This window comes from Actinomadura rudentiformis, from assembly GCF_008923185.1.
Taxonomy (GTDB): domain Bacteria; phylum Actinomycetota; class Actinomycetes; order Streptosporangiales; family Streptosporangiaceae; genus Spirillospora; species Spirillospora rudentiformis.
The window spans coordinates 1-26228 of record NZ_WBMT01000005.1; the positions used below are offsets into that span (position 1 = coordinate 1).

28 protein-coding genes are annotated in these 26228 nt (G+C 70.7%); 16 read left to right on the forward strand and 12 right to left on the reverse strand.

What is annotated here, in order from left to right:
- Positions 1–180: 180 nt before the first annotated feature.
- From F8566_RS11450 to F8566_RS11460, 3 genes are read right to left on the reverse strand one after another with little or no spacing between them, the layout of a single operon-like run.
- Entirely contained in the window at positions 181–648 is a 468-nt protein-coding gene (locus F8566_RS11450) for a hypothetical protein (RefSeq protein WP_151560176.1), read from the reverse strand.
- Complete coding sequence (locus F8566_RS11455; protein WP_151560177.1) at positions 645–1178, reverse strand: MauE/DoxX family redox-associated membrane protein; 534 nt, start codon at positions 1176–1178, stop codon at positions 645–647. Before F8566_RS11455 ends, F8566_RS11450 begins: the two co-directional genes overlap by 4 nt.
- A complete protein-coding gene (locus F8566_RS11460) occupies positions 1178–1822 on the reverse strand; it encodes a hypothetical protein (protein WP_151560178.1) in 645 nt (214 codons plus the stop codon). Before F8566_RS11460 ends, F8566_RS11455 begins: the two co-directional genes overlap by 1 nt.
- 388 nt (positions 1823–2210) lie before the next feature.
- Between F8566_RS11460 and dut the strand changes: the two genes are divergently transcribed.
- From dut to F8566_RS52920, 5 genes are all read left to right on the forward strand, one after another.
- Entirely contained in the window at positions 2211–2684 is a 474-nt protein-coding gene (gene dut / locus F8566_RS11470; RefSeq protein WP_151560179.1) for a dUTP diphosphatase, read from the forward strand.
- Between the two features lie 3 nt (positions 2685–2687).
- A complete protein-coding gene (locus tag F8566_RS11475) occupies positions 2688–3512 on the forward strand; it encodes a DUF3710 domain-containing protein (protein WP_151560180.1) in 825 nt (274 codons plus the stop codon).
- 182 nt (positions 3513–3694) lie between these two features.
- Complete coding sequence (locus F8566_RS11480; RefSeq protein ID WP_151560181.1) at positions 3695–4393, forward strand: AzlC family ABC transporter permease; 699 nt, start codon at positions 3695–3697, stop codon at positions 4391–4393.
- Positions 4390–4698, forward strand: a complete 309-nt coding sequence (locus tag F8566_RS11485) for an AzlD domain-containing protein (protein ID WP_151560182.1) — start codon at positions 4390–4392, stop codon at positions 4696–4698. The genes F8566_RS11480 and F8566_RS11485 overlap by 4 nt, the downstream gene beginning before the upstream one ends.
- A 49-nt stretch (positions 4699–4747) precedes the next feature.
- Positions 4748–4828 carry a 50S ribosomal protein bL37 gene (locus tag F8566_RS52920; RefSeq protein WP_404800297.1) on the forward strand — a complete coding sequence of 27 codons (81 nt, stop codon included), beginning with the start codon at positions 4748–4750 and terminating at the stop codon, positions 4826–4828.
- Between the two features lie 2 nt (positions 4829–4830).
- On the opposite strand, the gene F8566_RS11490 is transcribed toward F8566_RS52920, so the two are convergent.
- Positions 4831–5529 (reverse strand): PIG-L deacetylase family protein, encoded by a 699-nt coding sequence (locus tag F8566_RS11490; protein ID WP_192809641.1) that lies wholly within the window; start codon positions 5527–5529, stop codon positions 4831–4833.
- 358 nt (positions 5530–5887) lie between these two features.
- Here F8566_RS11490 and F8566_RS11495 point away from each other — a divergent pair, with 358 nt between their 5' ends.
- Positions 5888–6337 carry a hypothetical protein gene (locus F8566_RS11495; protein WP_151560183.1) on the forward strand — a complete coding sequence of 150 codons (450 nt, stop codon included), beginning with the start codon at positions 5888–5890 and terminating at the stop codon, positions 6335–6337.
- An 18-nt stretch (positions 6338–6355) separates the two neighbouring features.
- Here the strand turns inward: F8566_RS11495 and F8566_RS11500 are convergent, their stop codons facing one another.
- A complete protein-coding gene (locus tag F8566_RS11500) occupies positions 6356–6697 on the reverse strand; it encodes an ArsR/SmtB family transcription factor (RefSeq protein ID WP_151560184.1) in 342 nt (113 codons plus the stop codon).
- 194 nt (positions 6698–6891) lie between these two features.
- On the opposite strand from F8566_RS11500, the gene F8566_RS11505 reads away from it, so the two are divergent.
- Both F8566_RS11505 and F8566_RS11510 read left to right on the forward strand, forming a co-directional pair.
- Entirely contained in the window at positions 6892–7671 is a 780-nt protein-coding gene (locus tag F8566_RS11505) for an ABC transporter ATP-binding protein (protein ID WP_151560185.1), read from the forward strand.
- A gap of 1 nt (position 7672) precedes the next feature.
- Positions 7673–9031: an FtsX-like permease family protein gene (locus tag F8566_RS11510; RefSeq protein WP_151560186.1), complete on the forward strand. Its 1359-nt coding sequence runs from the start codon at positions 7673–7675 to the stop codon at positions 9029–9031.
- Positions 9032–9121: 90 nt separating this feature from the next.
- Here the strand turns inward: F8566_RS11510 and F8566_RS11515 are convergent, their stop codons facing one another.
- Positions 9122–9691, reverse strand: coding sequence for a GbsR/MarR family transcriptional regulator (locus F8566_RS11515; RefSeq protein ID WP_225993069.1), 570 nt, complete (start codon positions 9689–9691; stop codon positions 9122–9124).
- Positions 9692–9864: 173 nt separating this feature from the next.
- A complete protein-coding gene (locus F8566_RS11520) occupies positions 9865–11592 on the reverse strand; it encodes a hypothetical protein (protein ID WP_225993070.1) in 1728 nt (575 codons plus the stop codon).
- A gap of 195 nt (positions 11593–11787) precedes the next feature.
- On the opposite strand from F8566_RS11520, the gene murJ reads away from it, so the two are divergent.
- On the forward strand, positions 11788–13575 hold the full coding sequence (gene murJ / locus F8566_RS11525; protein ID WP_151560187.1) for a murein biosynthesis integral membrane protein MurJ: 1788 nt from the start codon (positions 11788–11790) through the stop codon (positions 13573–13575).
- 64 nt (positions 13576–13639) lie between these two features.
- The gene (locus F8566_RS11530; RefSeq protein ID WP_151560188.1) at positions 13640–14500 is read left to right on the forward strand and encodes a PhzF family phenazine biosynthesis protein; all 861 of its coding nucleotides are present in this window, start codon (positions 13640–13642) and stop codon (positions 14498–14500) included.
- Between the two features lie 36 nt (positions 14501–14536).
- Here F8566_RS11530 and F8566_RS11535 read toward each other — a convergent pair whose 3' ends face one another.
- Positions 14537–15679, reverse strand: a complete 1143-nt coding sequence (locus F8566_RS11535) for a DUF2637 domain-containing protein (RefSeq protein ID WP_151560189.1) — start codon at positions 15677–15679, stop codon at positions 14537–14539.
- A 153-nt stretch (positions 15680–15832) separates the two neighbouring features.
- Positions 15833–16768 carry a TIGR03619 family F420-dependent LLM class oxidoreductase gene (locus F8566_RS11540; protein ID WP_151560190.1) on the reverse strand — a complete coding sequence of 312 codons (936 nt, stop codon included), beginning with the start codon at positions 16766–16768 and terminating at the stop codon, positions 15833–15835.
- A 136-nt stretch (positions 16769–16904) separates the two neighbouring features.
- Between F8566_RS11540 and F8566_RS11545 the strand changes: the two genes are divergently transcribed.
- The gene (locus F8566_RS11545) at positions 16905–17756 is read left to right on the forward strand and encodes an oxygenase MpaB family protein (RefSeq protein ID WP_151560191.1); all 852 of its coding nucleotides are present in this window, start codon (positions 16905–16907) and stop codon (positions 17754–17756) included.
- Between the two features lie 5 nt (positions 17757–17761).
- Here F8566_RS11545 and F8566_RS11550 read toward each other — a convergent pair whose 3' ends face one another.
- On the reverse strand, positions 17762–19054 hold the full coding sequence (locus tag F8566_RS11550; protein WP_151560192.1) for a L,D-transpeptidase: 1293 nt from the start codon (positions 19052–19054) through the stop codon (positions 17762–17764).
- 171 nt (positions 19055–19225) lie between these two features.
- Here F8566_RS11550 and F8566_RS11555 point away from each other — a divergent pair, with 171 nt between their 5' ends.
- The 5 genes from F8566_RS11555 (at position 19226) to F8566_RS11575 (ending at position 24907) form a co-directional block, all read left to right on the forward strand.
- Positions 19226–19558, forward strand: a complete 333-nt coding sequence (locus F8566_RS11555) for a YnfA family protein (protein WP_151560193.1) — start codon at positions 19226–19228, stop codon at positions 19556–19558.
- A gap of 100 nt (positions 19559–19658) precedes the next feature.
- A complete protein-coding gene (locus F8566_RS11560; protein ID WP_151560194.1) occupies positions 19659–20084 on the forward strand; it encodes an OB-fold nucleic acid binding domain-containing protein in 426 nt (141 codons plus the stop codon).
- Positions 20085–20139: 55 nt separating this feature from the next.
- Positions 20140–20928 (forward strand): DUF3159 domain-containing protein, encoded by a 789-nt coding sequence (locus tag F8566_RS11565; protein ID WP_404800292.1) that lies wholly within the window; start codon positions 20140–20142, stop codon positions 20926–20928.
- Between the two features lie 380 nt (positions 20929–21308).
- Entirely contained in the window at positions 21309–23507 is a 2199-nt protein-coding gene (locus F8566_RS11570; protein WP_225993071.1) for a serine/threonine-protein kinase, read from the forward strand.
- The gene (locus F8566_RS11575; RefSeq protein WP_151560195.1) at positions 23504–24907 is read left to right on the forward strand and encodes a hypothetical protein; all 1404 of its coding nucleotides are present in this window, start codon (positions 23504–23506) and stop codon (positions 24905–24907) included. Before F8566_RS11570 ends, F8566_RS11575 begins: the two co-directional genes overlap by 4 nt.
- On the opposite strand, the gene F8566_RS11580 is transcribed toward F8566_RS11575, so the two are convergent.
- Both F8566_RS11580 and F8566_RS11585 read right to left on the reverse strand, forming a co-directional pair.
- Positions 24904–25563, reverse strand: coding sequence for a potassium channel family protein (locus F8566_RS11580; RefSeq protein WP_151560196.1), 660 nt, complete (start codon positions 25561–25563; stop codon positions 24904–24906). The two genes, F8566_RS11575 and F8566_RS11580, sit on opposite strands and share 4 nt — an antisense overlap.
- A complete protein-coding gene (locus F8566_RS11585; protein ID WP_151560197.1) occupies positions 25563–26228 on the reverse strand; it encodes a potassium channel family protein in 666 nt (221 codons plus the stop codon). The genes F8566_RS11580 and F8566_RS11585 overlap by 1 nt, the downstream gene beginning before the upstream one ends.

Genomic DNA, 26228 nt, shown 5'->3' on the forward strand with positions numbered 1-26228 from the left:
GCCGCGGCGGGCCGGGCCGGCGGTATCGGCCGCGGTGCCCGTCCCGCCCGGCGCGCGGCGACGGACCCGTTCGGCGCCCTCCGGCCGCGGGCCGTGCAGAGGCGGGATGTCCTCCAGCCGCAACGTCTCAGTGTCGGCGACGGTCATCGAGTCACCTCTGTGTCTCCCATCAGGTCTGTGTCACCCAACAGCTCTGTCCCCCGACAGCTCGCGCAATGCCTCGGCCGAACCCACCGGCTCGGCGGCGCGCACCCGGCCGCCCGCGTCGACGAGGACGGCGAACGGCGTGGCCGGGACCGCGTAGTCCTCGAAGAGCCCGTCCCGCTCGTTCGCCAGCACCGTGATCCCCGGTGTCTCGGGTGCGGCACCCGCGAAGATCGCATGTACGGGGCGTCCCAGCGACCTGGCGGCGTCGAGCACCTCCACGCAGACACCGCAGTCCACGTCCAGGAACAGCAGCAGGCCGGGCCCGAGCCGGTCGAACCCGGGCGCCCGGGTGCCCGCCGCGGGGCCGAGCGGGCTTGGCCCAGCCGATCCCGGCAGACCCTGGCTCAGTGCGTGCACCTGCCGCACGAGCCCGGCGACGACCAGCGCGAGCAGCACGATCGCCACCCACGAGAGCAACAGGGCGCTGTTCTGGAAGCTCACTGGTCCGCGCCTCCTACGTAGATCATGGCCTCCGGCAGGATCGATGCGATCACCGTGAACACCAGCCCCGCGAAGGAGCCGATGAAGATCTGGAAGGGCTGGAGCTCCTCTACCGGGCCGTACACGGCCCCGGCCACCGCGATGAGGCCCAGCAACGCCGCGCGTACCGTGACCCAGCCCGTCATCGGCGTCTCGATCCCCGCGCACCCGCAGGGCACCCCGGGCGGCCTGCGCCACCTGACGTAGGCCGAATACAGCCCGTAGACGGCCAGCAGCGCCGCCGCGGTCGCCATCCCGGCCCGCAGGAGCCCGGGCTCCCACCAGATGAGGGCGACGATCATCTCGCCGAGCAGCAGGGCCTCCGTCACGCCCACCAGCCTCGCGACCCCGACGACCATGGCGCCGGGGACCGTGCGGTGCGCGCGCAGCGCGGTGACGAGCACGCCGGGCCGCGCGACGTGCCCGGCCAGCGAGCCCAGCAGCACGAGCGGAACGGTCACCAGGGCGACCACGGCCAGCAGATCGTTCATCAGCGGACCGCCTCGACCGACAGCCCGGCCAGCCGCCGGGGCACATCGCGGACCTGCTCCTCGTCCGGCAGCACGGTGACCAGCAGGGAGCGCGTGGCCAGCAGGAAGTAGGGCCCCTGGCCGTCGACCTCGTCGCGGAAGAGCTCGCCCCCCGCCACCAGCGCGCCGCGCCACTTCGGCAGCCGCCGGCGGGTCGTCGCGGTCAGCGCGGTGATCTCCAGCAGACCCACGTCCGGGATCTCCTTGACCAGCTCGGCGGGCTCGGGCCGGCGCACGCGCCGGCCGCGCGGCACCGCCACCACGCCGTCCTCGTGCTCGGTCAGGCGCAGCCCGTCGAAGAACGCCACCGCGTCGGCCGGGCGCCCGTGGTAGAGGTGCGTGAAGACCGCGTGCCGGCGCCCTTCCCAGACGGCCGCGAGCACCTGGTCGGCGACCCGGGTGTCGGGATCGCTCAGCCGCGTCCGGCCGATCCTGAGGCGCCCGCCCTGGAGCCTGAACTCCTGGTCGAACCCGCCGACCGCGATGTCCGCCGCCCACGCGCGGGCGTCCGCGCGCGTGCCGCTGGAGATCTCGTGCAGCCGGTCGCCTGCGGCGATCTTGGCCACCGAGGTGTACGGGCGGGAGAGATCGTGCAAACCGGACATTCGAACCCGGATGCCGTCGAGTGATCGGTGAGTGACCTGGCGTGGCATCGCGGCGCCCCTTCGTACACGATGTACGAGCAGTGACACAAGTGACGCTACGCGCTCCAGTGCCTCCGGACCGCTAAACATGCCGCATCCGGTCACCTTTGACGAACGGGTAAGGTCACGGCGTGAACGACGCGTGTTCCGCCGCACCCGCGGGGGCGTCCGGACTCGCCCACGGCGGCGTTTTCGCCCCGGCGGCGGACGGGGCTCTCGGTATGGTCGGTTGGCTCCGCCGGCGGCGTGATCCCAGCCGCGCGGGCCGGCCGTGCAGCCGGCTCGTGAAGTCAACCTGAGCAGTCAACCTGAGCAGTCAACCCGAGCAGTCAGCCCGTGAGGTGAGCCCGTGAGCAAGGTGGATGTGCTGATCAAGCGCCTCGACCCGCAATTGCCTGTACCGTCGTACGCGCATGCCGGTGACGCGGGCGCGGATCTGGTCACCGCCGTCGACGTCGAACTCCCGCCGGGAGAGCGCGCGGTGGTCCCGACCGGGGTCTCGATCGCGCTGCCGGACGGCTATGCCGCTTTCATTCACCCCCGGTCCGGTTTGGGCGCTAGGTTTGGGGTGACCATTGTCAATGCACCCGGTACGGTCGATGCCGGCTATCGGGGTGAGATCAAGGTGACCCTGCTGAACACCGACCCCCGCGCCACGGTCAGGCTGCGGCGCGGCGATCGCATCGCGCAGATGGTCGTGCAGCGCGTGGAGCAGGCGGTGTTCCACGAGGTCGCCGAGCTTCCCGGATCGGCCCGCGGAGTCGATGGGTTCGGCTCCACAGGGGGGTTCGCGGATAATGAGCACAGGGAAGAAGGAGCGTGAGTCGTGGCTTTTGGACGTCGCCGGCAGGCTGAGGAGCCCGCTAAGGAGCCCGAGCTGACCGACGAGCAGGCGGACGAGACCGCCGAGGCCGAGGCTGGGGCTTCCGAGAGCACCGCGCCGGGTGACGGCGGTCCGTGGGACTCCGAGGAGTCCTACCCCGAGTTGCAGCGTCTGGACTTCGGGTGCATGCAGGTACCGGTCGCGCCCGGCCTTGGTTTCCAGGTCAACTTCGAGGCCACCGAGGTCGACGAGGAGGGCAACCCCCTCGACGGCCGGCCCGTCGCCGTCCTGGTGCAGTACGAGGAGAGCGCCATGCAGCTGCAGGCGTTCGCCGCTCCCAAGCGCAGCGGGATCTGGGAGGACGTCCGGCGCGAGACCGCCAAGGACATCGAGGAAGAGGCGCAGGGGCAGACCCAGGACGGTGAGGGCCCGTTCGGTCCCGAGCTCATCGCCATGGTCCCCGCAGCGCTGACCGAAGAGGTCCTCGCGGAGATGCCGGACGAGGTCAAGGAGCAGATCCCGGCCGAGTTCATCGAGCAGGGCTGGGCGCCGCAGCTGATCCGCTTCATCGGGGTGGACGGCCCGCGCTGGTTCCTCCAGGCCGTGGTGCAGGGCGCCGCGATCGAGGACGAGGAGCAGTGGCAGGTCCTGGAGGACGTCTTCCGCAACATCGTCGTGGTCCGCGGCGAGTCGCCGATGCCGCCCCGCGACCTGCTGCCGCTGGAGATCCCCAAGGAGTTCTCCGAGGCGGGCGAGGAGGAGGAAGAAGGAGCCGTCGAGACCTTCAACCCCTTCGAACGCGGCCCGGAGATCACCGAGGTCCGCTGAGCCGGACCGGCCGGAACGGCTTCCACGGCCCGTCGCGATCCCGCGGCGGGCCGTGATCATTTGTCCCGACCTGCGCGCGGCCGCCCACGGAAAAGTGGGCGGCCTTTCGCATGTTGTGGGTGGAGTGGGAAGGATGAGACCATAACCACCTATAGCCGATAGCCGGTTACGGGGGTCTCCCAATGTCCGCGACGCTGCGAGCCGGGGCGCGACGTGCCCTCCCGGTCGTTCCGGCGACCTTCGCGCTCGGTGTCTCGTTCGGCGTGCTGGCCGGGCCCGTCATCGGAGGCGTCGCCGCCGTGGTCATGTCCGCGATCGTCTTCGCGGGCGGTGCGCAGTTCGCCGCGGTCGCGGTGCTGGCCGGCGGCGGCGGGGCGTTCGCCGCGACGGGCGCCGGGCTGCTGATGAACGCGCGGTTCCTGCCGATGGGCTTCGGATTCGCGCCCGCGTTCCGGGGGCGCCGGCTCTGGCGGGCCGTGCAGGGGCAGGCGATCGTGGACGCGGGTCTCGTGCTGGCCCGCAAGGACGACGGCACCTATGACCGGAAACTGCTCTTCGGCTCCACCGCCTTCCAGGGCGTCGGATGGGTCAGCGGCACGGCGCTGGGCGTGCTCGTGGGGAACACGCTGCCCGATCCGGACGTGTTCGGGATCGACGCGATCTTCCCTGCGTTCTACATCGCCCTGCTCGGCGGGGAACTGCGCGGCACCCGGGCGCGGATCGCCGCCCTGCTGGCAGTGGGGATCGTCCTCGCGGGCGCATCCGTCCTGCCGCCGGGCGTGCCGGTGATCGCGGCGTCCGCCGTCGCGCTGATCGGTCTCATCCCCGAACGTGAACGTGACGAGGCGTCCGAGCCGGAGAAGGAGAAGGCGACGAAATGACCGTCTGGCTGACCATCGGGCTCCTGGCCGTGGGCACGTTCGTCATCAAGGGGGCGGGTCCGGCGGCGCTGGGACGTCGCGAACTACCGGGATGGGCGCTGCCCGTGATCGCACTGCTGCCCGCGGTGCTGCTGTCGGCCCTGGTGGCCTATGACACGTTCGGCGGCGCCGAGGGCTTTCACGTGGACGCCAAGCTGGCCGGGGTGGGTGCCGCCATCGCCGCGGTCGCGCTCAAGGCCCCGATGACCGTCGTCCTGATCGCCGCCGCCGTGGTCACCGCCCTGACCCGGCTGATAGTGGCCTAAGTCACCTTTGGGCCTTGCCGGGCGGCCCCGGCGGGTGGTCAATCGAGCCATGTCGAAGCGCACCCGTAAACGCCGTGCCCGCAAGCGCAACAAGGCCAACAAGGGTCGGCGGCCGACCGCCCGGCACTGACGTCAGAGCTCGATGAGCTCGAACTGGATCGCGTGGGTCACGCCGTCCACCTGCCCCGAGGCCATGTCGGTGAGGGAGGCCGCCGGGTCGAACTCGGCGCCCAGGTTGTCGAAGTAGACCTTGTGGGCCTGGAGGGAGGCGATGCCCGCGTCCAGGTGGCCGGTGACGTCCACGTAGTGCGTGGCCTGCGGTGAGCCGCCGAACAGGGCGAACCGCACGCCCTGCCACGGCTCCAGCTCCAGGTCGCGGAACACCCAGCGGTTGGCCGCGTCCCGTACGGCGTCGGCCACCGCGAGCCCCATGGCCCGGTGGTCGGCCATGTTGAAGCCCACGCCGCCGGGCCAGGTCTCGCGGAAGTTCAGCGAGATCACCACCTCCGGCCTGTGGCGCCGGATCGCGCGGGCGATCTCGCGCCGCAGCGGCAGCCCGTACTCCAGCATGCCGTCGGCGAGGTCGAGGAACTCGACCGTGTCGACGCCGACCTGCCGGGCCGCCTCGATCTGCTCCTGGGTACGGATGGCGCGCACGTCCTCGGGGTCCATGGAGTCGATCCCGGCCTCGCCGCGCGTCGCCAGCACCTCGACCACCGTCTTGCCCTGCGCGGTCCACTTGGCGACCGCCGCCGACGCCCCGTACTCCAGATCGTCGGGATGGGCCACGATCGCCAGCGCTCGCCGCCAGTCCTCCGGTACCGCTTCCATGGCCCCATTCTTGCTGATCTTGCGACCGTTGCCACATTCCTGGAAGCGCCGCTCCCCGTCGATGACGGCGGTGGTCTTCAGGTTTCCCCGAGAGGGTGACGAGCACCAGGTGTTCCGGCCGGCGCCCGAAGACCTGGGCGTCATCCAGGCCGCGCGGCTGGAGCGAGGTGCCTGTTGCATGGCGCCGGCGATAGCGTGGAGTGCCGGGGCGACCACTGATGTCGGTTCACAGGTCGGGGACAGGCTGTGGCAGGAGTGGAGTCGTTCAGGATTGGGGGCGGCGGGGTGCGGTGTTGTGTGAGACCCTTTTCGGAGGCTGCTCTCGCAGGTGGGGTCGGGAGGATTCGGAGAGGCCGCCATGAATGAGCACGCTCAGGCACTCGCGCTTTCTGACCTCGGTCAGGCCCTGCTGGCGTGTCTCGACGGTCGTCTGGCGGACACGGCCTTGGCCATCTCGAAGCATCAGCTGCTGGAGATCGCCCATGAGTGCCGTGAGATAGCCCAGCGCGTCATCCTGCACAGCGCGGGGGCGACGCCGTCAGCATGGGAACGCAGGCACCTCCTCGCCGAGATGGCGCTGAGGCTCGCGCTCAACATCGAGTACGCGGCCGAGGGGTGCACCACCTGCTTCCCGGCGCAGGGCGGCACCGTGACCTGCGACGCCGTGGCCTGCGCCACCACTCGTGACGCCCTCCGCAACACCACGATCATCGTGGTGTCGGTGCTCAACGCCACTCGCTTCGCCGAGGATCGCCGCCGGGCCCATCTGGTCGAGCGGCCCTTTTCCCGGCTGCCTGCCCTGTCCTGAGGCGCCGCGCCGGCTGACCTAGAGTGCGCGGCCCAGAAGGTCGACGAGCTGGGCGATGCGCTCCTCATCGCGGCGGTAGTGCGTCCACTTCCCGATGCGGGTGGAGCGGACCAGCCCGGCACGTTGCAGCGATGCCATGTAGGCGGAGACGGTCGACTGCGCGAGCCCGGTCTTGGCCTGGATGTGGCTGACGCACACGCCGACCTCGTGCGGGTCCGCGATCCCCTCATGTACCGGGAAATGGGCCTCAGGGTCGCGCAACCACTGGAGGAGCTGGAGCCGCACGGGGTTGGCGAGCGCCTTGAACGCCTCAAGCAGCTGCTCGGAGACGTCCTGCGAGGGCCCGGTCTGTGTCGTCATAGGTGGAATCGAGTCTACGACGGTGTGGTGAATGTCGCCGACCGGCTGATCTCGTCCGTGACGCGGCTCCGCGGAACGAAGGTGGGGTTTTGCCTACCTCGGTTGGCGTGGTGGGTCCCTGTGCCCTGCTTTTCCCCGCTCATAACTTCGTACCTGACGGCGCGAGAGGCGCTCAAACGGCTCGGAGGTATGGGATGTTCAGGCGAAAGGCAGAGGAGCGCACTGGTTCACCGGAGGCGCTCCGGCTGGAGTCGGTGCGCAGGGTCTACGGTGCCGAGGGCAACCAGGTGAACGCGCTGGACGGCGTTTCGCTGTCCCTGCCCAAGGGGTCGTTCACCGCTGTCATGGGCCCGTCCGGTTCGGGCAAGAGCACGTTCCTGCACTGTGCGGCGGGCCTGGACCAGCCGACCGGCGGCCGGGTGTTCGTGGACGGCGAGGAGTTGGCCGGACGGAACGAGGCGGCGCTGACCAAGTTCCGCCGGGAGCGGATCGGCTTCGTCTTCCAGCAGTTCAACCTGTTGCCGGCACTGACGGTCATGCAGAACGTGACGTTGCCGCTGAAGCTGGCCGGGAGGAAGGCCGACCCCGAGCAGGCGCGTGCGGTGCTGGCACGTGTGGGGCTCGGGGAGCGGCTGCACCACCGGCCGTCGGAGTTGTCGGGCGGGCAGCAGCAGCGGGTGGCGATCGCGCGGGCGCTGGTGACGCGGCCGAGCGTGCTCTTCGGCGACGAGCCGACCGGGGCGCTCGACACGCGGAGCGCGCGCGACGTGCTGGCGCTCCTCCAGGAGGCCGTGCGCATGTACGGGCAGACCGTCGTCATGGTGACCCACGACCCGGTGGCGGCCTCGTACGCCGACTCGGTGCTCTTCCTCGCCGACGGCCGGATCGTCGGCCGGATGACCGCGCCGACCGCCGAGGCGGTCGCCGAGCGCATGACCCACCTGTCCGACGAGATCATCCCGGCGGTGGCGTGACATGTTCGGGCTGGCTCTGCGAACCCTGCGGTTCCGTGCGGGCGGCTTCGCCGCCGCCTTCCTGTCGATGTTCCTCGGCGCGTCGATCCTGATGACGTTCGGCTCGATGTACGACACCGCGGTGCTCGGCGGCGCGTCGGGCACCGGGCAGGAGACGATGGTCACGATGGCGAGCGTGGTCGGCGGCTGGGGACTGCTGCTGGTCGTCTTCGCCGTCGCGTCCACGCTGACCCTGTCGGTCCGGCAGCGGGCCGAGGAGATCGCCCTGCTGAAGAGCGTCGGCGCGACGCCGCGGCAGCTGCGCCGGATGATCGTCGGTGAGGCGGCGGTGCTGGCGATGGCGGCGGTCGCGTGCGCGGTCATGCCGGCCGCGCTGGCGGGCCGCGGCCTGCTGGAGCTGCTGATCTCGACCGGGCAGGTGAACGCGGACGTCTCGTATGTGTTCGGACCGCTCGCGGTCCCGATGGGGCTGGTCATCACGTTCGTCGCCGCCACCGGCGCGGCCCTGCTCGCGGTGCGGCGGACCGCGCGGATGCGGGTGACCGAGTCGATCGCGGACGCCGCCACCGATCAGGGCCGGATGAGCAAGAAGCGCATCGCCGGTGCGGTCCTGTTCCTCCTCCTCGGGCTCGACCTGGCGATCGTCACCGCGACCGCGATGCGCAACGAGGGCAGCGACGCGATGTCCACCGCCGGGCAGGCCAGCATCTACGCCGCCATCGGCATGGCGCTGCTCGGCCCGATCATGATCCGCCGGGTCGTCGCCGTGCTGGCGGGGACGGTGGAACGGCTGGGCGGTGTGACTGGCTACCTCGCGGTGTGCAACCTTCGCCGGCGGACGGGCCAGCTGGCCGGGGCGCTCACGCCGATCGTCCTGTTCACGGCCATCGCGACGGGCACGCTCTACATGCAGAGCACGGAGAACGCCGCGCTGGAGGCGGCGGGGCTGGCCAAGAGCGTGGAGCAGAAGAACATCGAGACGCTCAACCTCGTGGTCATCGGGATGATCGTGGTCTTCGCGGCGATCATGCTGGTGAACACGCTGCTCGCGGCCACCACGTACCGCGGCAGGGAGTTCGGCCAGCAGCGCCTCGCGGGCTCCACCCGCCGGCAGGTGCTGGGCATGGTGGCGCTGGAAGGCGCGGTCCTGACGGTGACCGGCGTGCTGCTGGGAACGGTCGCGGCGCTCTTCACGATCCTCCCCTACGCCAGCGTCCGGCTCGGCTCGGCACTGCCCGAAGGCAGCCCGGTCGTGTACGCCGGGGTGACCGCGCTGGCGGTGGTCCTCACCCTGGGCACGGCCCTTGGCGCGGCCCGCCGCGCGGTCCGTAGCCCCGCGGTGGCGGCGGTGACGGTCTGAGCGGCATCACGGAGATCGGATCAGAGCAGATCAGATCGGAGCAGATCAATCGGAGCGGGGCGGCTGCGGCCGCCCCGCTCCGTCGTGCGGTCAGGCGGAGTCTTCCTTGCGTTCCGCATGTTCCCGGGGTCGGGGACGCTCGTTGTCTTCGGGATGTCCCTGGTGCTCGGCGCCGAGCCGGTACCGCCGCCGATGCTCCTGCCAGCGCTCGATCATGCGGGCCGATTCGGCTCGCATGAACCGGTAGAACTCCAGGGTCTCGCGGACCCGCTGCCCGCCCGGCCGCTGGGGATCGAGCATCTGGGCGCCCTCGGTCAGGAACTCCTCGCTCCGGCGGAGCACGGGCTCGCGCTGCCTCAGGATCGCCGACCAGACATCGTCGTCGTAGACCCGGTAGTGATCGACGCGATCGCCGGGGCGGCGCTCGCGGCCGAGCAGCCCGACCTGCACGAGATAGCGGACGGCGCTGGAGATCGCGGCCGAGCTGACCCGCAGGCCGGCGGCGAGCTCGGCGGCGGTGTAGGTCTCGGCGTCGTCGGCGAGCACGAAGGCGAAGACGCGGGCCGGCATGCGCGGTATGCCGCTCTCGTTCAGCACGATCGCGAAGCGCTCGACGAACCGCAGCAGCGCCTCGTCGTACGGGTCTGACGGCGTCGTCACGCGGCGCCTCCGGGGCCGATCGAGCTGAACATCGAGTTGAGCGAGGTCACGAAATCCTATCAACTCAATGAAGTTCAGAAGCTTCACGACAACGTGAAGATCCTGGAACGGCTCCGGGGCCCCGGGCCCCACTCGCCCGCAGGCGGCGGCGCGGGCGAGTGGGGAATCCAAGGTCAGCCGGTGGCGAAGCGGGCCAGGCTGGTCGAGATGAGCTCGGGCTTGCCGCCGTTCTGCACCGCGGCGGCGGTCAGCACGTCGAGGTGCTGGTAACCCGGGGCGATCACGTCGCCCGGTTGCGGATCGGTGAAGCCGATCCCGTCACCGCCCTCCAGATTGATGGTCGGGTTGGCCTTGATGCCGCCGTCGTGCACGGCCGGGTCGGCGATCCCGGGGGCGGCGGCCAGGGCGATATCGGTGACGATCTTGGTGGGGAAGTAGTCCTCGGTGAAGTCCAGCGGGTGCTCGGACAGGCTGCGGGCCAGCTCGGCGATGTCGGTGACCTCGGTCTCGGGTGTGGTGAAGAGGGTGCCGTCCTTGGACTTGTACGGGAGTCCGGCGACGTCGTCGTAGTTGCGCCAGGTGTAGAGCGGGCCGTTCGGCTCGTCGGGGATGGCCTTGTTCTCCGTGCCGAGCAGGTTGCGCAGGAACGGAAGCCCGGCCTTGGCGAGGTCGTTCGGCACAGGGAAGTCCTTGTCCACGATCCGGCCGCCGTCGAAGAAGCCGACGCTGGTCTGAATGAACGCCAGCGGCTCGGAGTCGTCGTCCATCAGCGCGCCGAGCGCGGCCGCATTGGTGAACGCGAAGTCCTGTATTTTCGGCGAACCCTTGATGAAGGTCGCCAGGTCCTTGGAGAACAGCAGCCGGTAGGTGGTGTCGGTGTTGAAGCTCTCCGGGATGTAGGTCGCCAGATCGGACCGCCCGCCGGGGGCGAGCCGGGCGGCCAGGCCGGCGATCGACAGCAGGTTCATGGTCTCGGAGTTGATGACCGCCGGGGCCGAGAGCGTGCGCGGGACGATCCCGTTCTCCAACCCGGTCCGCACCGCGTCCGCTCCGAACTTGATCAAAGGGATCAGCTCCGCCGGGACCTGCCCTTCCAGCCCCGGCAGGCCCGTCTGGATACGGGTGTCCAGTGCGAAATAGCCGGAGCACTGGTTGTACCCCGCGTCGGCGGTGGTGGAGCGGTCGCCGTCGAAGTCCCACTTGGAGAAGAAGCCGGTGAGAACGCCGCCCAGTGAGTGCCCGCCGCACATCATCAGGCGCTTGCGCTGCGCCTGGTCAGGGATCTCGGCCGCCATCAGGTCGTACTGGTCGCGGATCGTCTGCGCCAAACCGACGTTCTGCAGGAACGTCACCTGGTCGTTGCTCTGGTATCCGGCGAACGTGCGCCCGTCGATCGGCTTCTTCCGGTAGTAGTAGTCGACCGCGAGGTGGGCGTCGCCCGCGGCGAGACCTGCCAGGACGCCGGTGTTGTCCTCCAGGCAGTTGGAACGCCGGTCCAGTGCCCAGAACTCGACGTACTTCCCACCCTTGGCCGCCTGCGCGATGGTGTTGCGCGCGACGCTGTTGAACGCCCCGGCGCCCTCCAGGACACCCGGCTGTGCCACCAGGATCCGGTCTGCCCGTGCGGACGCGGCCGGCCCGTCCTTGTGGCGGAACCGCAGGTAGGAGAGCCAGTCGCAGGCCTCCGGGCGTGGTCCTGCCGAGGCGGGCAGCGGGATCTTCAACCGGACGGCGGACTCGGTGACCTCGGTGACCGGCGAACTGGAGGTGACGGGGGTCTCGACCCGTTCCGCGGCATTGGCCGCCCCGGCGGCCGCGGTCGCGGGCACGGCGGACGCGGGCGCGGCTCCCGTCGTGACGACCAGCGCGACGGCGGCGGCCAGGGGGATCGGTCTTCTCATGGGACGCCTTTCAGAAGTACGGAAATGTACTAATGGGCGGAGCCATGGTGGCGGGAATGAACGGTGTGCGATAGCCGTGATGGAACAGAAACGCAGGGGCGTTCTTAGCACCGGGGTTCAGATTCCGGCATACTTCTTGTCCCGGGGGTTTATGGGGTGATGCCGGTGCGGGGCGCGAACGGCGATCGTCAGCGAATGCCGGAAATCCTCGACGCGGTCGAGCGCGCCGAGCCGCCCACCGACCCTGAGCTGGGCCTGACCATCCGCCACGACCCCGCCGACGTCCACGATCCGGGCACCGCGGACCGGCCAGGCTCCGAGGAAGACGAGATCGGCACCGCCGCGCAGCGGCCACCGCCCGGCGTCGCCCACTCCAGCGCCGTCATGGCGATCGGCACGGTCTTCTCCCGCGCCACGGGCTTCCTCCGCACGGTCACGATCACTGCGGCGCTGGGCACGGCGCTGCTCGGCGACGCCTACCGGGCCGCCGAGATGATCCCCTACACGGTCTACGAGCTCCTGCTCGGCGGCCTGCTGGCCAGCGTCTTCGTCCCGTTCCTCGTCAAGCGGCGCAAGCGGGACGAGGACGGGGGCGACGCGACCGAGCAGCGGCTCCTTACAGCCGTCCTCCTCGCGCTGCTCGTGCTCACGGTGGCGGCCGTCCTCTCCGCCGACTGGCTGATCACGTTGTACGCGGGGGAGTACGAGGGGCGGCAGCGCGACGTCGCGGTGCTGCTCACCCGGCTCCTGCTGATCCAGATCTTCTTCATCGGAGTGAGCGGCGTCAGCAGCACGATGCTGAACGTCCGGCACCGCTTCGGCGCGGCGATGTGGGCGCCGGTCGCCAACAACCTCATCACGATGGCGGCGGCCCTGTTCTACCTGTGGCTCGCCGGGGCGGGCCGGACCGCCGAGACCGTCACCGACGGCCAGCTGACCGTGCTCGCACTGGGTTCGGCGTTCGGCACGATCGTGCAGAGCCTGATCCTCGCGTGGACGCTCTGGACCGCGGGGTTCCGCTGGCGGCCGCGGCTCGACCTGCGCGGGTCGGGCTTCGGCGAGGCGGCGCGCACCGCCGGCTGGATGATGGTGTACGTGGTCGTCGTGCAGGCCGGGGTGCTCGTGACGACGAACGTGGCGACGCGGGCAGGAGACCGCGCCGCCGAGGCCGCCGGGCATCCGGTGGAGGGCAGCGGGCTGACGGTCTACCAGACCGCTCTCGTCGTCTTCCAGCTGCCTTACGCGGTCATCGCGGTCTCGGTCATCACGGCGCTCCTGCCCCGGATGAGTTCCCACGTCGCCGAGGGCCGTAAGGACCTCGTCCGTGCGGACCTCTCCAGGGGTTTCCGCCTGGCCAGCGCGCTTCTGGTGCCGCTGTCGCTCGGCATGCTGGCCTTCGGCGTGCCCGGCGCCGTCGCGATCTTCTCCCACGGCAGCACGACCCCGGACGGCGCCCGCCGGATCGGCCTGATCCTCATGGTGTTCGCCGTGATGGTGCTGCCGTTCACGTTCCACCAGCTGCTGATGCGCGTCTTCTACGCCCTTGGCGACAGCCGGACACCCGGCCTGATCGCCGTCCCGGCCGGGATCGCCCAGGTCGTCATCGCCTTCCTGCTCCTGGCCTTCGTCCCGGCCCGGCAGGTGGTGCTCGGCCTGCCCCTCTCGTACGGCGTCTTCTACCTGGTCGGCGGTCTGGGCGCGGCCTTGGTCCTCCGCCGCAGGCTCGGCGGCATGGACGGCCGCCGGATCCTGCGCACCCTGATCCGGCTGCACCTGGCCGCCCTGCCCGCCCTGGTGTTCGCGGCCGCCACCGTCCTCGCCATCAGCCAGGTCCCGGGCGAGCTGCTCTCCGCGATCCTGGCCCTGCTCATCGGCGGGATCGGCGGCGGCCTCATCTACATCCTCACCGCGCGGCTCATGAAGATCGTCGAACTCGCCTACTTCTACGACCTCGTCCGTGCCCGCCTCCCCGGCCGCGGCTAGCCGGCCCGCTCGCGGGGGCCATGGCGGTGGAATCCGGGGTGGATTCATGGTGTTCGATATCGCCATGACCAACTTGAGCAGCGAGGTGCTGCGTTACACGGCCTTCGCGACCGACCCCGCCGGCGGCAACCCGGCCGGGATCGTCCTGGACGCCTCCGCACTCGACGACGCGGCCATGCTCGCGATCGCGGCGGATCTGGGCTATTCGGAGAGCGCGTTCCTCACCGCGCCGCCCGAGGGCCTCGGGGAGCCGGGCCGGGCCTTCACCATCCGCTACTTCAGCCCCAAGGCCGAGGTCTCGTTCTGCGGCCACGCCACCGTCGCCACCGCGGTCGCTCTCGCAGAACGGATCGGCCCCGGTGCTCTCACGTTCGCCACCCAGGCCGGCACCGTCCCCGTCGAGGTGGTCGAGGTCGACGGCGTTCTCCAGGCGACCCTCACCAGTGTCGAGCCGCACTTGGACGAGGTGACCGATCTCTCCGAGGCGCTGGACATCCTGCGCTGGGGCAAGGACGATCTCGACGCCGCCTTCCCGCCCCGCATCGCCTACGCCGGGGCCCGCCACCTGGTCCTGGCCGCCGCCACCCGGGAGCGGCTGGCCGACCTTGACTACGACTTCGACCGCCTCACCGCGTACATGACCAGGCATGACCTGACCACCGTCCAGCTGGTGTGGCGCGAGTCCGAGCACGTCTTCCACGTGCGCGACCCGTTCCCCGTCGGCGGTGTGGTGGAGGACCCCGCCACCGGCGCCGCGGCGGCCGCGTTCGGCGCGTACCTCCGGGAGCTCGGCATGGTCGACTCCGCCGCCACGCTCACGCTCCACCAGGGCGAGGACATGGGCCGCCCCGGACTCCTCACGGTGGAACTCCGCGACGGCGACCCCCGGGTCCACGTCTCGGGTGCCGCCGTGTCCCTCTCCTAGAACGCGTGTCCCTCTCCTGGAACGCGTGCCGATCTCCTAGGCCCGCCAGGAGCGGACGAGCTCGTCGAGCGCGGCCTGGTCGAAGTCGACGCCGCGCTCGGCGAGCAGGCCTGCGACCGTCTCGCCGTCGCCGTCGTGCCGGGCGAGCAGCCGGTAGACGGCGTAGGGGAACCAGTGGTTCGCGCTGATCCGCCGGACCTCGGCCTCGTCACACAGGTGGCCCTTGCTCGTGAGGTCGGCCAGCGTCGCCGCGACGTCGCCGTGGTGGCGCTCCAGAGCCTCGATCACGACGCCGCGCAGCGCGTCCGGATCGAGCTGAGGGACGGCTGCCTCCGGCAGAACGGCCACTTCGCGTGCGCCGTTCGTGCTGCTCATGACAGCAGAAGGAGCCAGGACGGGCTCCTTGAGCGTAGCCGGAGCGGGCTTGGCGACCTTGACAGGGCTCGGCTCAGCGGCCGCGGTCGCGCCGTTCAACGGACCCGTGCCGTTGACGGACGGAGCGCTTTCGGGCTGGGGTGCTCTTGTCTCGGGCACGGTTGCCGGTTCGGCGGGCGCGCTCGTGCCGGCGGCGGCTTTCTGGGGCGGGGCGGCGGCGCCTGGCCCAAGGGCCGGTTCTGGGCGGGCGCGCACCTGGAACAACGGGCCGGTGTTCCGGATCGGGGTGAGGGTGACCTGGTGCAGGGCCACCGCACGGATGTCCGAACTGTCGCGCTTGGGCTCAGGCTCGGGCTCCTCGTCCGCGACGTACCGATGGAGCGTCCGCAGCAGGACGAAGAGCCCGAGCATCGAGACGATGGGCGGGACGGCGGCGGTGGCCTGGTAGGAGAAGGCGCGCTCGCCGACGTGGCCGACGTTGAAGATCAAGCTGGCCGTCCACCCCGCGAGGGCGATCGACAGTGGCAGGCCGAAGTCCAGCCAGCTCAGCAGCCTGCGGCGCTGGAGGACGAAGGCGTCGATGGCCAGCAGGAACAACCCCAGCTCGCCGACGATGATGAAGAGGTCGACGAGCAGTGGGAACGACTCCGCCTTCCAGCCGCGGAGACCGTGTTCCAGTGCCCAGTGGTAGAGGCCGGCGTAGGACTGGGCGAAGCCTCCGGCGGTCGCGGTCAGGACCGCGGCGGCCATGAACGCTATGGCTGACCAACGCGTGATGGTCTGCGCTCGGCTGTCGGCCTTCATGTGGCGTTTTCCCCCTCTTTGCCTCACCAAGCTCGGGCGATCGATGGGGGAGACTACCTATTCCTGTGCCGTCTCCGGGGCCTTTCGTTATTACGACCTGCACACGGTTATCCGGGCTCGCGGGAGATTTGTATGACGGGGCCCGGTAATTGTCTATTTTGCAACCAATTGAGCGAGATTGTGGAGTTGTTCGTCCGTGGGCGTCATGGGGTCGTTCCAGAAGACATGGTCGGCATCCAGCGCTTCCAGGTCGGTTGCGACCTGTTCGGGCGATCCGGTGAGCGGTGCGCGTTCGTCGAGGGGCTTGGCGGTGACGCTCCCGTTGACCTGGAGGGCGATGGGCAGGGAGGCCGGGTCGTGGCCGGCGGCCTCCGCGGCGCGGCGGAACGTGGCGACCGTCTCGCGGATGGCGTCGAAGTCGAAGATGACGAGGGTCAACCCGGCGCCGAGCCGCGCGGCGCGCTCGACCGCGGCCGGCACGGCTGCGCCGATCAACAGGGTCGGGCCGCCGGGCCGTACCGGCTTGGGGCCGATCTCGGACTCGGGGATCTGGTAGTGGCGGCCGTCGAAGCGCACCGGGTCGGGTCCCCAGACGGCGCGCATGGCCATGATGTGCTCCTCGAAGCCCGCGCCGCGCCGGCTCATGGGCACGCCCGCGGCGGTGAACTCCTGTTCCATCCAGCCCTGCCCGATGCCCGCGACGAGGCGGCCGCCGCTGAGCCGGTCGATCGTGGCGATCCGGCGGGCGAGGATGATGGGATTCTGGAAGAGCGAGACGAGCACGCTGGTGCCGAGCGTGACGCGGGTGGTGCGGGCCGCGACGTACGCGAGCGTGTCCAGGGGGTCGTAGACACTGCCGAATGCTTCGGGCGGGTCCATGACAGGGCCGCCCGGACCGCCCATCGCGATCGGCACGGTCGGCCGCAGCAGGCGTTCCCAGGCCCAGACCGAGTCCAGCCCGATCCGTTCGGCCTCTTCGGCGGTACGCGCGATGGCCTCGGGGGATGTGTCGTGCCCGGCGATCGGCAGGTGCAGGCCCAGCTTCATGTCGCCCTCCTTGGCGATGAGGTGGCGCGGGGAGATCCGCATTGGTGAGACTCCCTGATCGAGCGAAACTCATCGGCGGCCGCGTGAAAAGATGTGACGCGCACCTCGTTGCAAGCAAGTACTTACTTTGCCAGGCTGGGTCCCGCATCGACCCCATGCGTCACGGAAGTGAGGCCCGATGGCAGCGACGGGCGCGGCCACCCGCCGCCACGCGGTTCCCGAGATCCCCGAGATCGCCCGCGAGAGCGTCAACGGTTTCGCGCTCGCGGCCGCCAACGCCAACGTGATCATGCAGCTGTCACGGTTGCCGATCGGCCGCGGCGTGGCCGAGAGCAAGGTCGACAGCGGCCGGGTGGACAAGCATCCGATCAAGCGGCTCCGGACGACCCTGAGCTACATCATGATCGCCATGCAGGGCACCGAGGCGGAGCGCGAGGCGATGCGCCTGGAGGTCGACAAGGCCCACCGCCAGGTGCGCTCGGGCCCGGACGCGCCGGTCAAGTACAACGCGTTCAGCCGGGACCTCCAGCTGTGGGTGGCCGCCTGCCTGTTCTGGGGCACCGAGGACATCTACATCAAGCTGTACGGGCAGCCCAGCGCCCAGATGAGGGACGAGTTCTACCGGTACGGCGCACGGTTCGGCACCACGCTCCAGGTCACCGGCGACATGTGGCCGGCCGACCGCGCCGCGTTCGAGGAGTACTGGCGGGAAGGTCTCACGCAGCTGCGTATGGACGAGGTCACACGCAAGTACCTGCTGGACCTCACCGACATGGCCTTTCTCCCGGCCCCGGTGCGGAGGGTCTTCGGGTCGTTCAACCGGTTTCTGACCCTGGGCTTCCTGCCGCAGGAGTTCCGGGACGAGCTCGGCGTGACGTGGACGGACCGTGACCAGGCCCGCTTCGACACGTACGTCCGTACGACGGCCCGGGTCAACAGAGTGCTCCCGCGTCCGGTACGTGAGTTTCCCTGGAACATCTACCTCTGGGACGTGCGACGCCGTATCCGCAAGGGCCGCCCGATCGTCTGACCGGCTCAGCCTGCTCGCTGGACGGGTGCTGGGCGTTCGAGGGCGCTGCCCGCCACCCACCGGCTCCACGGAAGCTGCCAGAAACCCCAGCCGTTGGTCCACTCCAGAGGCCGGTCGGTGCCGGTCACGGTGATGACGTCGCCGCGGAGCGACTGGGTGTAGAACCACCGGGCGAAGGGCGGCGGCGCGTTCACGCATCCGTGGCTGACGTTCTCGCGTCCCTGCGAGGAGATCGACCATGGCGCCGAGTGCACGTACTCGCCGCTGCTGGAGATCTGCACCGCGTGGCGCACCTTGAGCTTGTAGTAGCGCGGGTCCTTGGGATCGGTGACGCCCATCCACCCGGACGTCATGATGACGGGGTCGCCCTTGCCCATCGCCAGATGCACCCCGCTGGTGGTGGTGTAGGCGCGCCGCCCGCCCTTGCCCGCGCTGATGCCGGCCTTGCGCACGACCACGCCGTTGACACGGACGGACATGCGGTGCCGGCGTACGTCGACGGTGCTGATGCGGGCCGCGCCCACGTGGAAGCCGCTGGTGTACGGGCCGCCCGTCGCCGAGGGGGCCCCGTAGACCCCGGGTGCCGCGCGCACGCCGGTCGTGTGCGCGACCAGGGTCACCCGCTGGCCTGCGGGCCAGTAGCGGCGGGGTCTGAAGACGACCTGCCGCTCGCTGACCCAGTTCCAGGCTCCCGTCACGCGTTTGCTCATCCGGAGTTCGAGGGATCGTTCGACGGCGGCCCGGTCGCTGATCGTCCGGTCGAACGTCACGATGAGCGGCATGCCGACGCCGACCTGCTCGCCGGATCGCGGCGTGACATCGCTGATCGCGAACGTGGCGTCCGGGCGGAGCGTGCGGAACCGGCTGACCGCCGTCGTGGGCTCGCCCGCGTCGTCCGTCCCGGTGGTGGTGACGGTGTAGAGGGTCCCGGGACGGAGCGCCCAGCGCGTCCGCCACGTTCGCCGGTCGCGGGAGAGCCTGCCGGGCTCGGCGGTCCGGGTGCCCTTCGCGCGGACCACCACCGTGCCGAGCGTGCCGCGGTCGGTGGTGACGGTGACGCCCCGCTCCGGCCGCACCTGCCTTGCGCCGTCGACCGGCGCGATCCGGATGGTGTCCGGCCGCCGCGTCTGGGTGGGCGCCTCCTCGGGTGCCAGCGCCGGCGGGGTGCCGGGGCGTTCCCTGCCGACCCCGCAGGCGACGAGTGAGACGCCCGCGGCGGTGAGTGCCACGGTGCCCGCCGCGGCGACCGCGGCGAGGCGCCGCCGCCCGGATTTCCGCTGGCTGTGCCTGCGACGCATCGAGTTCCTCGCAACGTGATAGCTCGACTACCGACTGTGACTGCCTCTGGCAAAGTAGACGCCCACCGGTCGCCGCGTGGCGGGCTTGGGAAATTGAGATGTCTCGATTGGGCGTCACGGGCATGGGGCGCCTGTTCGAGGGTCTGACCCCCGCAGGTACGTTCAGCGACCATGACCGTGATGCGTTCGCTCGTGCTGTTCGCGCTGGCCGCCCTGGCCGAGATCGGCGGCGCCTGGCTGGTCTGGCAGGGGGTGCGTGAGCACCGCGGCGTGTGGTTCATCGCCGCTGGGGTGCTGGCGCTCGGAGCCTACGGTTTCGTCGCGACGTTCCAGCCGGACGCGAACTTCGGCCGCGTCCTCGCCGCGTACGGCGGCGTCTTCGTCGCGGGCTCGCTGGCCTGGGGGATGCTGGTGGACGGTTTCCGGCCCGACCGCTGGGACGTCGCCGGTGCCGTCGTGTGCCTGCTCGGGGTGCTTGTGATCATGTACGCGCCGCGCGGCTGACGGACCTCACATCCCGTAATGCTGGCGCTGAACGGACTTGGGATGATTCGTTCATTGCCGGGCGGTTCGTTTAGCTTGGGGATGCCTTAGTCTTCGAATCATGGACGAGGTGCAGGCGGGCCCGTCACCCGAGACCGGTGACGGTTCCGAGCCCGAGCAAGAGCGCGGTGGCCTGCGGCGTTTCCTGCGCCGTATGGCGTCGAGCAAGGCCGAGCTGGAGGCGGAAGACCTCCAGAAGGCCTCCGGTGAGGAGGGGGCGACCCCCATCACCGCCTGCGCCGCTCGCAAGCGGCACTGCGTCGCGGGTACGCTACGGACCGTGACCCTGCGCCCCCGGGGTGGTGCGCCGGCTCTCGAGGCCGAGCTCTCCGACGGCACCGACGTGATCAACCTGGTGTGGCTGGGCCGGCGCAAGATCGCCGGGATCGACCCGGGCCGCCGGCTGCGCGCCGAGGGGCTGGTGAGCGTGCAGGACGGGCGCAAGGTCATGTTCAACCCCCGCTACGAGCTGCGTGGCGGCTCCTGACACGACGCCTTCGGCGCGCGCAGGGGCGGGGGCCGAAGCAGCGCGAGAGGCTCAGGTGAGAGAACTGGAGACCAACGGCGTGGGCGCTGAGACGAACCGATCGGCGGCCGGCGACGCCGCGCTCACGGCCGAGGAGGCAGCGGTCAAGACCGGTGAGGCGGCGGCCGAGACCGGCGACGCCGCACCGTCCCCTGCCGATGCGCATGAGACGGTTGAGGCCGCGGTGCGGGCGCAGCTGTCCAAGGCACTGGGCGGAGTCCGCGGCGTCATCGAGGCGGCCGTGCCGACGGCGGGCTTCACCCTCTCTTACGTGATCAGTGACCAGCTCAGGCTGTCGCTGATCATCGCTGTCGCCGCCGCCGTGGTGCTGCTGGCCGTCCGGGTGGCGCAGAAGTCCAACCCGCAGTTCGTGATCAACAGCCTGTTCGGCATCGCGATCGCCGCGTTCTTCGCCATGCGCTCCGGCAAGGCCGAGGACGCCTTCCTGCCCGGCATCCTCTACAACTCGGGCTACGCGGTCGCCATGATCTTCTCGATCGTGGTCCGCTGGCCGGTGGTGGGCTTCATCATCGGCTCGGTCACCGGCGACCCGACCGCCTGGCGCAACGACCCCGGGATCGTCAAGCTCTGCTCCCGCCTCACCTGGTTGCTCGTCCTGCCGTGCGTCGTGCGCGTGGTGGTCCAGTACCCCCTCTACCTGGCCGGTCAGGTCGGCTGGCTGGGCGCCAGCAAGATCTTCATGGGCTGGCCGCTCCAGGTCGCCGCGTTCGCCGGCATGGCCTGGCTCCTCGCCCGGGGGCGGACGCCCATCACCGCGGCGCGCACATCCGCCCCCGCCTCCTGAACGGCCACTCATGGCCGTACCGGGCCACAGTTAAAGCCTTTTCTTTTGTGGTCACAACGGGATAAAGTCGTATCAGGTGTGCCGGGAAGTCTGGTCGGCAAGGCGTTTCAGCTGCGACCAGGAGACCCGATGAGGCCACGCACAACAGTAGCGGCCCCAGGTTGCCGCATTTCGTCTCCCTCCGCTGCACCGCGTCGAGGGGACCCTCCTGATCGCCAGGCGTGACGGCCGTTCCGGCCGCACGCCTGCATTGTATTCCATCGGCTGCATTTCATCGGCTGATGTGCGTCCGCACATCGGTTGAATCACCGTGCGGTTCATTTATTCCACGCATTTTCCGAGGGCTTTTCGTGCTGCCCTGAAGAGAGCGGTGTTGAGACGTGAACACATTGGAGCGATGCGCGGGTCCAGCCTGCCTGGGCACGATCGACGAGGGTTACTGCGATGTCTGTGGCGCCGCGGCGGCTTCGGTTCCGGTGGCCGCCAGGGTGTCGGTGGGGTCCAGGGTCTCCTCCCCATGGCGGCCGGGGTGGCGGGGGTCGGGGAGGGCCGCGAGCGGCTCCGGCCTGGCTCATGGGCCGCCGTACGTCTCCTCCCGGGATCCGGCGGCCGTGGTGATGGCCGGCCCGGAGGTCCCGGAGGGCAAGCGGCACTGCAGCCGCTGCGACCTGCCGGTGGGCCGGAGCTCGGCCGGCCGGCCGAGCCGGACCGAGGGATTCTGCCCCCAGTGCGGGAAGGCGTACTCCTTCACGCCCAAGCTGCAGCCCGGTGACGTGGTCGCCGCGCAGTACGAGGTGCTGGGGTGCCTCGCGCACGGGGGCCTCGGCTGGATCTACCTGGCCGTCGACAGGAGTGTCAGCGACCGCTGGGTCGTGCTCAAGGGGCTGCTGGACTCCGGCGACGCCGACGCGATGCACGCCGCCGTCGCCGAACGCGGTTTCCTGGCCGCCGTGCAGCACCCCAATATCGTCGAGATCTACAACTTCGTGGAGCACTTCGGCGCCGGCTACATCGTCATGGAGTACGTGGACGGCCGCTCGCTGAAGGACCTTGTGCTGGAGCGCCGCGCGACCACCGGAGAGTCGCTGCCACCGGCCCAGGTGCTCGCCCACGGCCTCGACGTCCTCCGGGCGCTCGGCCACCTCCACGACCAGGGCCTGCTCTACTGCGACTTCAAGCCCGACAACGCGCTGCAGACCGCGGACCGGCTCCGCCTCATCGACCTCGGCGGCGTCCGGCACATCGACGACCAGCACAGCCCGATCTTCGGGACGACCGGGTTCCAGGCGCCCGAGATCGCCGAGTCCGGGCCCTCCATCGGATCGGACCTCTACACGGTCGCCCGGACCATGGCGGTACTGAGCTTCGAGTTCCACGGATACACCGGCCGGTACAGGTACTCCCTGCCGGGCCGGGACAAGGTGCCGGTGCTGGCGCGGTACGAGTCGTTCGACCGCCTTCTGCGCAGGGCGACCCACGGAGACCGGCGCGAGCGGTTCGCCTCCGCGGCCGAGATGGCCGAGCAGGCCGCCGGGGTGCTGCGCGAGGTGCTGGCCGCCGAAGACGGCCGGCCGCGACCGGCCCGGTCGTCGCTGTTCGAGGAGGAGACCCGCACCGCGGGCACGCGCGGCGGTCTCCGCCCTGCGCCGGACGAGATGGCCGTCACGCTGCCCTGGCCGCGCGTCGATCCCGGGGATCAGGCTGCCGACCACCTCGCAGGGCTGGATGACATCGGCCCTGCCGAGGTCATCCGTGAACTGGACGGCCTGCCGATCGACTCGGTGGAGGTCGGGCTGCGCCGGGCACGCGCACACATCGAACTGGGTGAGCTCGCCACGGCCCGGTCGACGCTGGCCAGCCATCCCGCGGGCTGGCGTACGGCCTGGTATCTCGGGCTTGCCGCGCTGGCCGACGACGACCCCGAGGCCGCCTCCCGCGAGTTCGACCGCGTGTACGGATGGTTCCCGGGTGAGACGGCGCCCAAGCTGGCGTTGGCCTACTGTGCGGAGCTGAAGGGCGACCTGGAGACAGCGAAGCGTTATCACCTGCGGGTCTGGCGGACCGAACGCGCCCATGCTGGGGCAGTGTTCGGGTTGGCGCGCGTCAAGGTCGCCCAAGGGGACCGGGCGGGTGCCGTCGACGTGCTGGCCTCGGTGCCCCGCACCTTCAGCTGCCATGTCGACGCGCAGGTCGGTGCCGTTCTCGCCGCACTACGCGGTCGCGACCCTGATGACCTCCCGCTGGTCGAACTACTGGCCGCGGCCGGGCGTCTCGACCTCCTCGACCTGTCGGCCGAACGCCGTAACCGGCTGGCGGCGCTGGTCCTGGAGGCGGCGCTGGGGCAGGTGCTGGCCGGTCGCCCGGTGGCGCTCGACCCCCGGCGCGGAACCCTCCGCCGCTCCCTCGCCGCCCTGGTCGCGGCGGGCGAAGAGGCCCTCGGCGCCGTGCTGGACGAGCGTGACCTGCGGCTCGCGCTGGAGCACACCTACCGGGGGCTGGCCGCGACGGCGGACGGTCCGGCCGAACGGCGCATGTTGATCGACTGCGCCAACGCCGTACGGCCGAGGTCGCTGACATGACGTCCGCCGGCCGTACAGGCCAGGAACCCGTCATCACGCCCGCCGACCCGGACGCCGTCGGCCTGCCGGCGCAGGCGACGGCGCGGACACCCGCCGCGCGGCGGCCACGCGGCTGGAGCACGCCCGCGCGGATCCGGGGCCTGGCCCTCGTGGCCATGCTCCTGGCGGTCGTGTCGGGTCTCGTCGCCATGGCCGGAACGGCCGAACTCCGCCACGGCTTCAGGGAGACCGGTCACAGGTCGGGACGGCAGCTGACCGCCGCTTCCGAGCTGTACTCCGTGCTCGCCGACCTGGACGCCCATGCCGCCGAAGTCCTGCTGGCCGGTGGCGAGACCGCCATGAGCGAGCAGCGCCGGGCCGCACTGGAGACCTACGAGCGGCGGCGCGTTCAAACGGCCGACAAGCTGTACCAGGCGGTCGCGGTGGCGGGGGACTCGCCGGGTGCCTCCATGCTCATGCGCCGGTTGCTCCACGACTTCGGCCGTTACCAGGCCCTCGTCGCCGAGGCCATGGTCCTCGATGGGCAACGGCCGCATCCCGCTGGCGAGGCACCCGGCACGGCGCTGGCCCGCTACCGGGAGGCCGCTGATCTGATGAGGCACTCGATCCTCGCCTCCGCCGAGCGGCTCACCGAGATCAACGCCGCCCGCGTCGGCCGCGCCCACAAGGACGGCCAGGACACGGCGCGGTGGATGACCGGGGCCGCCGTGACGGTGGGGGTGACGCTGTGCGGGGTGCTGGTCTTCCTCCAGATCCAGCTCTCCCGGCGGCTGCGCCGGCGCTTCAACCCGGGGCTCGCCGGGGCGACGGCAGCCGCACTGGTCTCCCTCACCGTGACCGTGGGCATGTTCACGACGGCGGCCGGGAGCCTGCGGACCGCCGAGAAGGACGCGTTCGGCTCCGTGCTCGTCCTCTCCAGGTCCCACGGGGTCAGCCATGACGCCAACGCCGACGAGAGCCGGGGTCTCCTCGACCCGGCACGCCGGGAGGAGTACGAGAGGGCGTTCCTGGCCAAATACCGGCAGCTCGACGGGCTCCTCGGCGCCGCCTGGCGCAACGTCACCTTTCCCGGTGAACGCGAGCGGGCCGAGGCGGCCCTGTCGGCCTTGCGCGAGTTCAGGAGCGGGCATTGGGCGATGGCGCGGCCGCCGGCCACCCGCCCGGAGGAGGCGGTCAGGCTCAACGCGAGCCGGGCGGCGGGCGACCCGGGGGACGACTTCGACCGGTACATCGAGTCGCTGGAGGAGCTCCTGCTGATCAACCAGCGGCATCTCGACCGGTCCGTCGCGGACGGGGAACGGGCGCTTGACGGCCGGTCCCTTGTCCCACCCGCCGCGACGGCGCTGATGGTCGGCCTGATCTACGCGGGCGTTCGCCCGCGCCTGGCCGAATACCGCTAGCGGGCGCTGAGGAGCTCGGCCAGCTCGTCCTCCACGTCCTGGCTGGCCACGAACATGAGCTCGTCGCCGGGCTCCAGGGTGTCGTCGCCGGTGGGGACCAGGACGCGGCCCTCGCGCAGGATGGCCACGAGGGCGGTGTCGCGGGGCCAGTCGATCGATGCCACCCGTTCGCCGCCCAGGGGCGCGTCCTCGGGGAGGGTGAGCTCGACCAGGTTGGCCTCGCCCTGCCGGAACGTCATCAGCCGCACCAGGTCACCGACGCTGACGGCCTCCTCGACGAGGGCGGACAGGAGACGCGGGGTCGACACGGCCACGTCGACGCCCCACGACTCGTTGAAGAGCCACTCGTTCTTGGGGTGGTTGATGCGGGCCACCACGCGCGGCACGCCGTACTCGGTCTTGGCCAGCAGGGAGACGACCAGGTTGACCTTGTCGTCGCCAGAGGAGGCGACGACGACCTGGCACCGCTCCAGGGCGGCGTCGTCCAGCGAGGCGATCTCGCAGGCGTCGGCGAGCAGCCATTCCGCGCGGGGGACCATCTCGACCTTGATGGCCTTGGGGCTCTTGTCGATGAGGAGCACCTCGTGGCCGTTCTCCAGCAGTTCCTGCGCGATGGAACGCCCGACGGCACCGGCCCCGGCGATCGCGACCCGCATCAGTGGTTCTCCTCGATCTTGGTGGCCACGGCGTTGTGGATGCGTTCCACGTCGTCGGCGCGGGCCATGATGTGCACGACGTCGCCGTCCTGGATGACCGAGTCGGCGTGCGGGACGAGGGCCTCGCCCATGCGCGACAGGAACGCCACCCGCGTGCCGGCGGCCTCTTCCAGGCGGGCGACCTTCTCGCCCACCCAGATCGAGCTGGTCTCCAGCTCGGCGAGCACGATCTCGCCGGTGGGGTCGCGCCACAGCGGCTCGGCGCCCTCGGGGAGCAGCCGCCGCAGGATCTGGTCGGCCGTCCAGCGGACGGTGGCCACCGTGGGGATGCCCAGGCGCTGGTAGACCTCGGCGCGGCGGGGGTCGTAGATGCGGGCGACCACGTTGTCGACGCCGAACGTCTCGCGGGCGACGCGGGCGGAGATGATGTTGGAGTTGTCGCCGCTGCTCACGGCCACGAAGGCGGACGCCTGCTCGATGCCGGCCTCGGCGATGACGTCCCGGTCGAACCCGAACCCGGTGATCCGGCGGCCCTTGAACCCGCCGCGGAGCCGGCGGAAGGCCTCGGGGCTCTGGTCGATGATGGCCACCGAATGGCCCTTGTCCTCAAGGATGTGGGCGAGCGTCGAGCCGACGCGCCCACAGCCCATGATCACGATATGCAC

Excerpts from the sequence above, each read along its gene's own strand:
- F8566_RS11500 (WP_151560184.1), bottom strand. The coding sequence starts at position 6,697 with ATGACGACACAGACCGGGCCCTCGCAGGACGTCTCCGAGCAGCTGCTT.
- F8566_RS11455 (WP_151560177.1), bottom strand. The coding sequence starts at position 1,178 with ATGAACGATCTGCTGGCCGTGGTCGCCCTGGTGACCGTTCCGCTCGTG.
- F8566_RS11550 (WP_151560192.1), bottom strand. The coding sequence starts at position 19,054 with ATGCGTCGCAGGCACAGCCAGCGGAAATCCGGGCGGCGGCGCCTCGCC.
- F8566_RS11545 (WP_151560191.1), top strand. The coding sequence starts at position 16,905 with ATGGCAGCGACGGGCGCGGCCACCCGCCGCCACGCGGTTCCCGAGATC.
- F8566_RS11520 (WP_225993070.1), bottom strand. The coding sequence starts at position 11,592 with ATGAGAAGACCGATCCCCCTGGCCGCCGCCGTCGCGCTGGTCGTCACG.
- F8566_RS11535 (WP_151560189.1), bottom strand. The coding sequence starts at position 15,679 with ATGAAGGCCGACAGCCGAGCGCAGACCATCACGCGTTGGTCAGCCATA.
- F8566_RS11580 (WP_151560196.1), bottom strand. The coding sequence starts at position 25,563 with ATGCGGGTCGCGATCGCCGGGGCCGGTGCCGTCGGGCGTTCCATCGCG.
- murJ (WP_151560187.1), top strand. The coding sequence starts at position 11,788 with ATGCCGGAAATCCTCGACGCGGTCGAGCGCGCCGAGCCGCCCACCGAC.
- F8566_RS11495 (WP_151560183.1), top strand. The coding sequence starts at position 5,888 with ATGAATGAGCACGCTCAGGCACTCGCGCTTTCTGACCTCGGTCAGGCC.
- F8566_RS11530 (WP_151560188.1), top strand. The coding sequence starts at position 13,640 with ATGACCAACTTGAGCAGCGAGGTGCTGCGTTACACGGCCTTCGCGACC.
- F8566_RS52920 (WP_404800297.1), top strand. The coding sequence starts at position 4,748 with ATGTCGAAGCGCACCCGTAAACGCCGTGCCCGCAAGCGCAACAAGGCC.
- F8566_RS11480 (WP_151560181.1), top strand. The coding sequence starts at position 3,695 with ATGTCCGCGACGCTGCGAGCCGGGGCGCGACGTGCCCTCCCGGTCGTT.
- F8566_RS11505 (WP_151560185.1), top strand. The coding sequence starts at position 6,892 with ATGTTCAGGCGAAAGGCAGAGGAGCGCACTGGTTCACCGGAGGCGCTC.
- F8566_RS11575 (WP_151560195.1), top strand. The coding sequence starts at position 23,504 with ATGACGTCCGCCGGCCGTACAGGCCAGGAACCCGTCATCACGCCCGCC.
- F8566_RS11485 (WP_151560182.1), top strand. The coding sequence starts at position 4,390 with ATGACCGTCTGGCTGACCATCGGGCTCCTGGCCGTGGGCACGTTCGTC.
- F8566_RS11510 (WP_151560186.1), top strand. The coding sequence starts at position 7,673 with ATGTTCGGGCTGGCTCTGCGAACCCTGCGGTTCCGTGCGGGCGGCTTC.
- F8566_RS11460 (WP_151560178.1), bottom strand. The coding sequence starts at position 1,822 with ATGTCCGGTTTGCACGATCTCTCCCGCCCGTACACCTCGGTGGCCAAG.
- F8566_RS11560 (WP_151560194.1), top strand. The coding sequence starts at position 19,659 with ATGGACGAGGTGCAGGCGGGCCCGTCACCCGAGACCGGTGACGGTTCC.
- F8566_RS11490 (WP_192809641.1), bottom strand. The coding sequence starts at position 5,529 with ATGGAAGCGGTACCGGAGGACTGGCGGCGAGCGCTGGCGATCGTGGCC.
- F8566_RS11555 (WP_151560193.1), top strand. The coding sequence starts at position 19,226 with ATGACCGTGATGCGTTCGCTCGTGCTGTTCGCGCTGGCCGCCCTGGCC.
- F8566_RS11540 (WP_151560190.1), bottom strand. The coding sequence starts at position 16,768 with ATGCGGATCTCCCCGCGCCACCTCATCGCCAAGGAGGGCGACATGAAG.